9 protein-coding genes are annotated in these 10642 nt (G+C 67.0%); 3 read left to right on the plus strand and 6 right to left on the minus strand.

The window, feature by feature from the left end; genetic code table 11:
- Positions 1–195: 195 nt before the first annotated feature.
- Positions 196–1686, minus strand: coding sequence for an LTA synthase family protein (locus MGN01_RS22365; protein WP_147049007.1), 1491 nt, complete (start codon positions 1684–1686; stop codon positions 196–198).
- A gap of 18 nt (positions 1687–1704) precedes the next feature.
- Positions 1705–3627 carry a capsular polysaccharide export protein, LipB/KpsS family gene (locus tag MGN01_RS22370; RefSeq protein WP_147049008.1) on the minus strand — a complete coding sequence of 641 codons (1923 nt, stop codon included), beginning with the start codon at positions 3625–3627 and terminating at the stop codon, positions 1705–1707.
- A 351-nt stretch (positions 3628–3978) separates the two neighbouring features.
- On the opposite strand from MGN01_RS22370, the gene MGN01_RS22375 reads away from it, so the two are divergent.
- From MGN01_RS22375 to MGN01_RS22385, 3 genes are read left to right on the plus strand one after another with little or no spacing between them, the layout of a single operon-like run.
- On the plus strand, positions 3979–5298 hold the full coding sequence (locus MGN01_RS22375; RefSeq protein WP_147049009.1) for a capsule polysaccharide biogenesis protein: 1320 nt from the start codon (positions 3979–3981) through the stop codon (positions 5296–5298).
- Between the two features lie 35 nt (positions 5299–5333).
- Positions 5334–6104, plus strand: coding sequence for an SDR family NAD(P)-dependent oxidoreductase (locus MGN01_RS22380; RefSeq protein ID WP_147049010.1), 771 nt, complete (start codon positions 5334–5336; stop codon positions 6102–6104).
- 13 nt (positions 6105–6117) lie between these two features.
- A complete protein-coding gene (locus tag MGN01_RS22385; protein WP_147049011.1) occupies positions 6118–6993 on the plus strand; it encodes a formyltransferase family protein in 876 nt (291 codons plus the stop codon).
- A gap of 1 nt (position 6994) precedes the next feature.
- Here the strand turns inward: MGN01_RS22385 and ettA are convergent, their stop codons facing one another.
- The 4 genes from ettA to MGN01_RS22405 form a co-directional block, all read right to left on the minus strand.
- On the minus strand, positions 6995–8647 hold the full coding sequence (ettA, locus tag MGN01_RS22390) for an energy-dependent translational throttle protein EttA (protein WP_147049015.1): 1653 nt from the start codon (positions 8645–8647) through the stop codon (positions 6995–6997).
- 210 nt (positions 8648–8857) lie between these two features.
- Complete coding sequence (locus MGN01_RS22395) at positions 8858–9127, minus strand: hypothetical protein (protein ID WP_147049012.1); 270 nt, start codon at positions 9125–9127, stop codon at positions 8858–8860.
- A gap of 12 nt (positions 9128–9139) precedes the next feature.
- The gene (locus MGN01_RS22400) at positions 9140–9994 is read right to left on the minus strand and encodes a DNA/RNA non-specific endonuclease (RefSeq protein ID WP_238258438.1); all 855 of its coding nucleotides are present in this window, start codon (positions 9992–9994) and stop codon (positions 9140–9142) included.
- A 47-nt stretch (positions 9995–10041) separates the two neighbouring features.
- Positions 10042–10257 (minus strand): hypothetical protein, encoded by a 216-nt coding sequence (locus MGN01_RS22405; RefSeq protein ID WP_147049014.1) that lies wholly within the window; start codon positions 10255–10257, stop codon positions 10042–10044.
- Positions 10258–10642 lie beyond the last annotated feature (385 nt).

Below are 10642 nucleotides of genomic sequence, written 5' to 3' on the forward strand. Positions count from 1 at the left end.
AGGCAGGCCAGGAGGGCAGCAGGAGCTGCGATACGCACCATGAACACTCTCTCCATCCGGCGCGCGCAAGTCTGCCGCCGGGATTGGGTCTCGTCAGAATACCCGTCGAATCGCTGCGATCCGTTTAACGAGTGATTGAGATCGACCTGGGCACGGTGGATGCCGGCCCAAGCTCAGCCGTTCGCCAGCAATACGTCACGAACGTGGCACGGCGACGCCTGCACCCTCCGCAGCCGCCGTTTGGCGGGCGACTGCGTCCCGCAGGCGACAGCCGAGCGCCGCGATCCTGATGTCGGCCCGGCGCGATCCCTGGGGCAGGGGGCGGCCGAACCGGAACAGGGCGTAATCCGTGCGCGGATCGCCGTCGCCGGGCCGGTAGCCGGGCAGGGAGGGCGCGTGGTCGCCATAGACGCAGAGCGTGGCCGGCTCGGAGGACAATCCGTCGATCAAGGCCTCGACCGCCCGGCCGGCATTGCCGACGTGATGCAGGTACTGCGCGAGCGGATCGTCGATACCGGGAAGCCGGCCGGGCTTCCAGGGCCCGTGATTCTCCATGGTGGCGCAGAAGATCAGGATCGGGCCCGATCGCGCCCGCGCCTCCGCGAGGATGCGCGCGGCCACCGCTTCGTCGCCGATATAAGGGCCGACGCGCGCGGCCCCGGCGAAGTCCTCGTACATGACGAGGCGGTCGAAGCCGAGCGCGCGCATCACGCTCTCCCGGTCGAAGAAATCGCGATGATAGGGGTGGACGAAAACGGTCTCGTAGCCGGCTGCCTTTGCCAGCCGGGCAAGGCTCGTCGGCTCGCGGCCGCCGCCTGAGAAGTAGGGGTCGAACCCGCCGAAGCCGAGGCTCGCGCCCTCACGGCCGGTGAGCAGGGCGTGTTCGGAGCGCATCGTGTAGGCCCCGTGCGTCGGCACGGCGAGGCGGCCGTGCTGAGCCGCCTCACGTTCGATCCGCGCCATCACCGGCAGAGCCTCGCCGCCGAGCCGGGTCGGATCGAGGAAGGATTCGAGCTGAACCACGACGACGACCTCGTCGCCCCGCTCCACCGGCACGGGCAGGGGCTCCGGCGGAACCTCGGTGGCGGCCTCGGCCTCGCGGCGGGCGAGATAGGCGAGCATCGTGGCCAGCACGCCGTAGCGCGCCACGTCCGCTTCGAGGTCCGGCTCTGGAAACCGCGCGGCGAGCACGGCGCGTCCGAACCGGGTCCGCCCGCCGAACCACAGCGCCAGGAGGGCCGCGGGCAGGGCCACCATCGCCAGGAGGCTCGCCGGCCAGCCCAGCGGCAGCGCCGTCGGCTCGATGGCGTACCAGGCGGCCACGCCGAGGAAAGCCAGCAGCAGCGGCACGGCGATGCGCGGGTGGGTGAGGGGCATCGTGTAGTAGAGGTCGGGATGACGCGGCACCTGGCGGAGCAGGGCGAGGTCGCTGAACACCAGCGATTCACCCAGGATCTTGCGCTTCAGTGCGTCGATGATCATCGTGATCATGATCGTCGCGAGCGTAGACGCGCCGGCAAGCCACGGCCGCCACGAGAAAACAAACCAGAAGGCCGTAATCAGCGCATAAGACCCAAGCCGAACCCCCACGTCGCCCGGGCGCAGGCTCACGCGCCGGGCCGCGGCAGAGGCCTCGATCGCAAACGAGCCTGCCAGGGCGACGACGAGGGCCAAAATCACGGACATATCAGCAACAACAATGACTTAGCGCGGGGCGCCGCCGACGCCGCGGCGGGCGCGAAGCCGTCGCACGATCGGGTTCAGAACAGCGTAGCGCGCCCGCATCACCGCATGACGAAGAGCGCCGATGGCGAGCCGGGACGGCCCCGTCGCATCCCGCTCTGCCGAGAGCCGGTCGAGCAATTGCTCCGGCTCGCAGGGCTTCATCGCCACCGGATCAAGGTAGCGCGGATACAGGATCAGCGCCCCAGCCACGAGCTCGTCCAGCGCCAGCCTGCGGCCGCGGTCGGCGCCGGGAGCGAGATCCTCGGTCAGGCCCCAACCCGCGTAGAACGGGCGCCCGTGCACCGCCACGCTGAGGCCGCGGATCAGGGCCTCGAAGCCGGCGAGCGACGTCATGGTCTCGACGTGGTGGACTCGGTCGAGCAGGTCGACGATCGCGAGGCCGCCAACGAGCCGGTCAGCCAAGGCAAGCGCCTCCGCCTCCGGGATCGCGCCGGGCCGGAAGCCTGCCTCGACGTCGGGATGGGGCTTGTAGAGAAGGAAGGCATCCGGGTTGCGGGCCCGTGCGGCGCGCAGCAGGCCGAGATTGGAGCGCACCTGCGGAGAGCCGTACTGCACCGAGGCATCGTCCTCGACCTGCCCCGGGACCAGCACGATCCGCCGGCCCGCAGGCCAGTCGGTTGCCGCCTGCAAGAGCCCGACATTGTACTTGCTGAGCCGGCGTTGAACGATCGACTCGCGCAAACGCCGCGCCCGCGCGACGAGGTCGGAAGGAAACGCCGTCTCCCGCAGGATGCGGGCGAGCCGACTCTCGGTGCGCGGATCATAGTAGATCCCGGAATCGTCGACGACGATCGAGGCGCCTGGCTGCAGGCTGGCGCCGAGCCCAACCGAGCGCAGGAAGCCATCCTCGATCCGGGAGAGCGGGACGCCCGCAGCTTCGCAAAGCGGGGCGAGTTGCCCCGGCATGCGTGTCGCCCAGGCCTGGACCTCGGCGCCTTCGCGAGTAGCCGCCGCGATCGCGTCCTCGGCGGTCATCGTGTGGATCGGCGGTCCGGCGGGGCCGTCGGCAAAGATGTCGAGGGCCGGACGCTTCCAGCGCGAGATGCCGACATAGACAGTGCGGCGGGCGTTGCCGGCAAAACGCTCACGCAGCCAGGCGACGCGCTCGACCGCGTCCTCCACCGTGGTCGGCCGCCGCGTCCAGGGATCGAAGGCATGCACGCCCGAACCGTAGCGCAGGGCTACGCTCGCTGCCTCGTCGGGCACCGGCCTCGGACCGTTGGAGCCGACCCAGACCGTCTCGACTCCGGCGAGCTGAGGCTCGCAAGCTGCGTCGCTGCTGGCGACATAGACGCGCAAGACATGATCGAACAACGTCCACGGATCGACCGGCCCGCTCACCACCGCCAAGCGCTGTGCGCCCGATCCGACGAGAGGCACGCCCTCCGGTCCAGCGGCAACCAAGTGCTCATCGGGCGAGAAAGCGAGCACCCAGTCGAGGAAGGTTTTCAGACGCGACGGCGAGGCCGCAAGGCTCGCGTCGACAAGCACGAGCGACGCCCGACCGTCGGCGATCTCCGTCGGGATGGGCGCTCCCTTTGGAAAACGGTTCCGTTCGTAGAGCCGATGCTTGCGCAGGAGACTGGCGAAGTCTGCCGTGGGCTCGGTGCCGCCGAAGGGCTGGCCGGCGAAGACGATACGCAGGCTGGCATATCCCGTTGCCGGAGAATCGTACGGGCTGAGCAGCGGACCGCGCGCGACGCTCAATACGGGCCGGCCGAGAGCGCTCACGAGCGCCTCCGCCTGCGAGCCCTGCCACACCGCGCCGGCGCCTCCCGGTTTCGCCGCGAAGACGCTGCCCGTTACTGCCTCGATCTCGGCGCGCAGGCCTCGAATCGTCCGGCCAGCCGGAAACAAGATCGATGGCAACAGCTGGGACATGGGCAGGCCGGGGACGCGGGAGGCGTCTTAAACCATCATGAGAGGCGTCCGTCGAACCGCAAACGTGGCACCTAGCCTCGCGCTTCATCGAGTTTTCACCACGACAGCATCATTGTTCCGGCGTCAGCCACGCTTTTTCACACGACCATCACATGCCGGCCTCATTCCGCAGAGAAGGCTTCGTGGTGCTTCAGCGGCCTGTGATCGACGGGCAACGCGCTTCGGGAAACAGGGATGCCGACAGCGACGCGGATTGAACAGGCCTCCGCGAGCGTGCAACCGATACCCGGTACGGTCGAGCCGTTCACGGACGGCTCGGATCGAACCGGCCTTAGAACGAAACTCCCCGGCATGGCGCAGCTTCGTCCGATTACCGCCCGTTCGCCGATTGCGACGTTCCTGTTCCTACAGGGCATTGCCTCCCCGTTCTTCTCCGACCTCGGCCGGGCCTTGCGCGAGCGTGGCCATAAGGTCCGGCGGATCAACTTCTCCTCCGGCGACTGGCTGTTCTGGCGCGGTGAGAGTGACAACTATCGCGGCACAAGCGAGCGCTGGCCGGCTTATTTGGAAGCCTATATCCGCGAGCACGCCGTTACCGACCTCGTGCTATTTGGCGATTGCCGGCCCTACCACGTGGCGGCGATAGAGGCGGCAAAGCCGCTGGGCGTGCGCGTCCATGTTTTCGAGGAAGGCTACATCCGCCCGAACTGGATCACCTGCGAGCATGGCGGCGTGAACGGCAGCTCGACGCTGCCCAAAACCGCCGCCGAGATCCGTGCCATCGCCCGACGCCTGCCGCAGCAGGGCCGCGCGATGCCACTCACCGGCGACATGGCTCGGCGCAGTATCTGGGACATCGCCTACAACATTGCCAATATCGGCTTTCCGTACCTCTATCCGGGCTTCCGCAGCCACCGACCGAACCACATCGCGGCAGAGTATGGCGGCTGGATCAAGAAGTTCATGCGCCGTGGCCGCACCCGCCGACACGCCGCGGACGTCAACCGGATCTACAGCGCCATCCAGGCGGATTACTTCCTTCTGCCGCTCCAACTCGACAGCGATTACCAGATCCGGGTGCACTCGCCCTTTCTCGGGGTCGAGGGCTTCATGGACCGGGTGATCGCGTCCTTCGCCAAATACGTCCGCCAGCAGCCCGAGGCTCAGACGCGGCTGCTCGTCAAGCTGCATCCTCTCGACAGCGGAATCATGAATTGGCGCAAGCGCGCCCGTCAGTCGGCCAGGCGCCACGGTGTCAATGACCGCATCGACTTCATCGACGGCGGCGATCTGCAGGCGCTGATCGACGGCAGCCGCGGCGTCGTATTGGTCAACTCCACCGTCGGCATGCTCGCGCTGGAGCGCGGGCGGCCGACGCTCGCCACTGGCGTCGCGATCTACGACGTGCCTGGCCTGACCCATCAGGGCGATATCGACAGCTTCTGGCACGAGCCGACACCGCCCGACATGGCGCTGATGGCCGATTTCCGCCGCGTCGTGATGCACCGGACCCAGATCAACGGCGGCTACTTCTCGAAGCCGGCGATCGCGCGGGCAGTCGCGGGCGCCGTGCCGCGGCTCGAAGCCGTGCTCCCGCCTGCCTCCCTGGCGCTCGCCCGCTCGATACGCGAACCTGCAGCGGAAAGCGGCAATCTGTCTCCGGCCTATTGATCGGCCCGCTTCCTCCCACGACACTCTCGGCCTTCATGCCCGTCATACTCATCACCGGTGCGTCGAGCGGCATCGGTGCCGCGCTTGCTCGGCTCTACGCGGCTCCCGGCACGACACTGATCCTCAACGCCCGCGGCATCGAGCGGCTCGAAGCGGTCGCGCAAACCTGCCGCGCTCGGGGCGCAGACGTGCTCGTAGAGGCCTTCGATGTCTGTGATCGCGTGCTGGCCGGCGCCCGCCTCCGGGCACTTGATGCAGCCCGGCCTCTCGACCTCGTCATTGTCAATGCCGGCATTAACGGTGGCCATCCGGACGGCGCGGTCGAGACCGAGGAGGTCGCCTTCGCGACGATGGACACCAATCTCGGCGGGGCGCTCAACGTCGCGCTGCCCTGCGTCACCCTGATGGATGCGCGAGGAGCCGGACAGATCGCGCTCGTGTCATCGCTCGCCGCCTACGCGCCATTACCAGACGCACCGTCCTATAGCGGTAGCAAGGCGGCGCTTCTGGCACATGGATTGGCCCTACGACAGAAGCTCGGGCCGCGCGGCGTTCGGGTTAACGTCGTGACACCGGGCTATGTCCGCACGGCGATGGGCGCGACCTATAAGAAAGGCTGGCGGCCGCTCGAGATCGACGCAGACAGGGCTGCTTCTCTGATCGCACGTGGTCTGGAGCGCAACCGTGACGTGATCGCCTTCCCTTGGATCCTCACGGCGCTCGCGCGCGGTGCTGGGCTCGTGCCCGAATGGGTCGTCCGGCTTGGCATGGCTCCGTTCAAAGCTCGCATCGGGGATGCGCGTTGACGGACACTTTCTGATGCCCACGACGCGGCCGCGCCTCGCCCTGTTCACGTTGGAAGCACTGCCGAATGCCCGCGCCGTGCGCGGGTTTGTCGCCGACCATGCCAGCGATATCGCCTTTGTTGGGGTCTCGAATGCCGAGCGGCCGTCGACCGGTGGCCTCATCGGGCAGGTGCGGCGCCATCTTGCCCGCTCCGGACCGGCGATCCTGCCCTATCTCGCGGTGAATTTCGGCCTACCCGATCTGCTGCGCCCTCTCGCACCGCTGACGCAAGGGTTCACCGGCAGCAGTGACACGTCCGAGGCGACGCCACTGGCGCCCCTCTGCCGGCGCCTTGGCATCCCGACCGCCACCATAGACGACGTGAATGGGTCGGCGATGGCCGAGACCCTGCGTGCGTGCGAACCAGATCTCATCGTTAGCTTCCACTTCGACCAGATCTTTTCAGGCGAGACGCTGGCCCTGGCACGGCTCGGCGGGCTCAACGTGCATCCGAGCCTGCTGCCCCGCCATCGCGGCCCCGTCCCCACGATTCACGCCGTGGCCGAGGGGAAGGGGGCCTTTGGCGTCTCCGTTCATCGCCTCGTTCCGAAGATCGATGCGGGCTCGCTTCTGGCCCAGGAGGCCGTCACGCTGCCGCCCGACGTCACCGCCACGCGTGCCGCGATGCAATTGCACGAACGCGGCCGCATCCTGCTCGACGGCGTGTTGGGCCAGATCGCCGAGGAGGGCAGGGTGTCCGACGGCATCCGTCTGCCGCTCGAGCCCTATTGCGGCTTCCCCGACAAGAAGATGCTGCGCGCGATGCGGAGCCAGGGCCGCAAACTCACCGATTCCCGTGATCTGAGCGAGGCCCTGACACTGTCTGCCAAGGCCTCGCCCGTCGACTGACTTACCGAGAAAACTTCTTGTATTTCAGCTTCTTCGGGATGATCGAATCGCTCCCGAGGCGGCGCTTCTTGTCCTCTTCGTAGTCCGAGAAGTTGCCCTCGAACCACTCGACATGGCTGTCGCCTTCGAAGGCGAGAATGTGGGTCGCGATGCGGTTTAGGAACCAGCGATCGTGGCTGATAATGACGGCGCAGCCGGCGTAGTCCTCGAGCGCGTCCTCAAGGGCGCGCAGCGTCTCCATGTCGAGATCGTTGGTAGGCTCGTCGAGCAGCAGGACGTTGGCGCCACCCTTCAAAGTACGGGCAAGATGCACGCGGTTGCGCTCACCACCCGAGAGCGTGCCGACCTTCTTCTGTTGGTCGCCACCCTTGAAGGCGAAGGCGGCGCAATAGGCGCGCGAATTGATCTCGCGCTTGTTAAAATAGATGATGTCGTTGCCGCCCGAGACCTCCTGCCAGACCGTAGCATTGGGATCGAGTGCGTCGCGCGACTGGTCGACATAGCCGAGCTTCACCGTCTCGCCGATGGAGATCTCGCCGCCATCCGGCTTCTCCAGACCGGTGATCATCTTGAACAGAGTCGTCTTGCCGGCGCCGTTCGGGCCGATCACGCCGACGATGCCGCCTGGCGGCAGCTTGAACGAGAGGTCCTCGATCAGAAGGCGATCACCGAACGCCTTGTTGAGGTGCTGAAACTCGATGACGTTGTTGCCGAGCCGCTCGTCGATCGGAATGACGATCTGCGCTGAAGCGTCGACCTTGTTGTTCTGCTTGGCAACCAGTTCGTCGTAGCGGGTGATGCGTGCCTTGGACTTCGACTGGCGGGCCTTCGGCGAGGCGGCGATCCACTCCTGCTCGCGGGCGATCGCGCGCTGGCGGGCCATGTCCTCGCGGCCCTCCTGCTCCAGGCGCTTCTGCTTCTGCACGAGCCAAGCCGAGTAGTTGCCCTCGTAGGGGATGCCACGCCCACGATCGAGCTCGAGAATCCAGCCGGTGACGTTGTCGAGGAAGTAGCGGTCGTGGGTTACGATCAGGATCGCGCCCGGATAGGTCTTGAGGTGACCTTCGAGCCAGTTCACTGTCTCGGCGTCGAGGTGGTTGGTCGGCTCGTCGAGGAGCAGCAATTCGGGCTCCCAGAGGAGCAGGCGGCAGAGTGCGATGCGGCGGCGCTCGCCGCCCGACAGGGTGGCGACGGGCTGCTCGTCGCTGGGGCAGCCCAGGGCCTCCATGGCCTGGTCGACCTTGGAATCGAGCTCCCAGAGGTTCTGTGCTTCGATCTTGTCCTGGAGCGCGGTCATCTCGTCCGCGGTCTCCTCGGAATAGTTCATGGCGAGTTCGTTGTAGCGGTCGAGCAGCGCCTGTTTCTCGGCGACGCCCTCCATCACGTTCTCGCGGACACTCTTGTTCGGATCGAGCTGCGGCTCCTGCGGCAGGTAACCGACGCGCGCGCCCTGCGCGACCCAGCCGTCGCCGGTATACTCGGTGTCGATCCCGGCCATGATCTTGAGGAGCGTTGATTTACCCGAGCCGTTGATACCGAGCACGCCGATCTTGGCATCCGGGTAGAAGGACAAGTTGACGTTCTCAAGGACCTTCTTGCCACCGGTATAGGTCTTGGTCAGACCCTTCATGTGGTAGATGAATTCGCGGGCCATGCGGATGTCCTCGTTGATGGGGCCTGCCGGGGCACGGCCGTCACGGATCGCCTTCCGGTGCCTGCTCGCCATCGAGCCGCGCCACAGGTCCTGCGATCCGCGCTGAGCGTTGGATTGTTTGCGCCGGCCTAACAGGGCGCCCGTGAGCCGGCAAGGACGCCGGCGGCCGCGCCACCCGGCGTTGCGGTTCCGATATGGGCGCATGTGCGCTCAGGCGAAAGGGTTCTTCACGATCGTCGGCGCCTGCACCGTCTCGGCAACGGCTTGCGGCAGGTCTTCGGCCTCGAGCTGCCTCACGATCGCGTCGAGCACCTGTCGCAGGGCTCGCGCCCGTTCGAGGCCGGCCCGGTCGCGTGTGACGTCCACCGAGCCGTGCAGCGCGATTCGCGTCGTGCCGTTCTCGAAGGAGAAATCACCGAAGGTTTGGACGCTTACCTCATCAGCGAAGGGGCGGAACGGTATCTTCGGCGTATGGGACATTCTAACTCCCCTTCAGAAGATCGATCGCATCAGGTCGCGCCAGAGACGAGACAGAATCCGATACAGCTCACGCTTGATCCAGGCGTCGAAGCCCTCGCCCGCGTCGGAGCGGCCGTGCGCTCGCGAGAACTCGCGCGGCTCGGGCAGGGCCATCGCCCTCGTCCTGGCCGCCTCGGGCATGGCGGGGAACGGGTCGAGCCCGGCGGAGGCCTGTAGCGCTGAGATCGAGACGGCATGCCAGCCGCCGGCCGCGTCGTTGTCCGCGAGATAGGCGGCTGCCTCGCCGCGGGCCGGATCGTAGACCGCCTTGTAGATCTGCGTCGGCACGAGGATGCGCCCGTTGATCGCCTCCGAGGTCCGGCCGGCAAAGATCGGTCCGGTGACCACGTAGAGTTCGCCCCGCCGCATCGCGAGGCGGCGCACACTCTCCTCGATTGCCGCCCAGATGCCGCGGTTGGCCTTGCGGTCCTGCGGCACGATGTTGGCGAGACTGAAGGATTGCGCCTGTGCCGCGGCAGTCGGCATGTCGCCGGCCGGCGCCATGTGGCCGCGGTCATAGCCGCTGCGGACGAAGTCGCCGAGTTCGGAGCGGATATGGACCGGCAAGCGGTCCTCATCGTGGAAGGCGTCCTCGCGGTCGATCCTGCGCGCGGCGGCGACGCTCGCTCGCGTCAGCCGCTCGGCGGCGTAGAGGGGCGTGCGCGAGACGCCGGAGAACAGTACGGCGAAGGCGTCGAAGCAGAGCGGGATCGCGTTCGGGGCGAGCCGCGGATTGGCGAGAACGGGCGTCCGGCCCTCCGCGAAGTGGCCGGGACACGATTCTGCGGCCCGAGCAGATCCCGCAAACAGCGCGAGCCCGACGAGCAAAACACCTCGCGTGGAAATGCAGCGCTGCATCATGTTGCAGATGATGTTCAGAAGCAGACCCGGACCTTGCGCGTGCCGGACGGCGCGTAGCGCCAGCGATAGCCGCAGGGCCGGCCGAGCGTGCCCTCGAAGGGACGCGCATCCCGGTCGGGCGCGCCGGGCGGACGGCGCCCAGGGCAATCCGTCCGCGGATCGCACCGCGTCAGCGGGCGGGCTTCGGCTGTTCGGCCACTGAATACGATCAGGGCGGGAAGAGCGGCCACGAACAGCATCCGGGATGCGCCGCGACCTAATCTCGTGTTGCGCCGAAGCCCCTGATTCTGAAAAAGCCGATGCACAATATTGATCATTGCCGCCCTATTCCGTATTGCGCGGACCCTTGTCGGCGAACGAACCGGACTGCCTTAACCGTAAAGGCTCACGGATCGTTCGAAAGCTCTTGATGGCCATATCCGCTGCATGCTGGATCATGGCATTGCGAGGCCGGATCGAGCTAGGCTCCTCATATGGGGTCGCGACGGCCCCGGCCGTCGTGCTTGGCACGACCGGAAAGCGGCGCTTCCGAAGGCCTGCCGCCTGGGATCCATCCTCGGCGCGGGACTGAGACGAACAACAGGTGACGACTGTGGCTCTTGTCGACGTTTCGAT

This window comes from Methylobacterium gnaphalii, assembly GCF_007992215.1.
Classification (GTDB): Bacteria; Pseudomonadota; Alphaproteobacteria; order Rhizobiales; family Beijerinckiaceae; genus Methylobacterium; species Methylobacterium gnaphalii.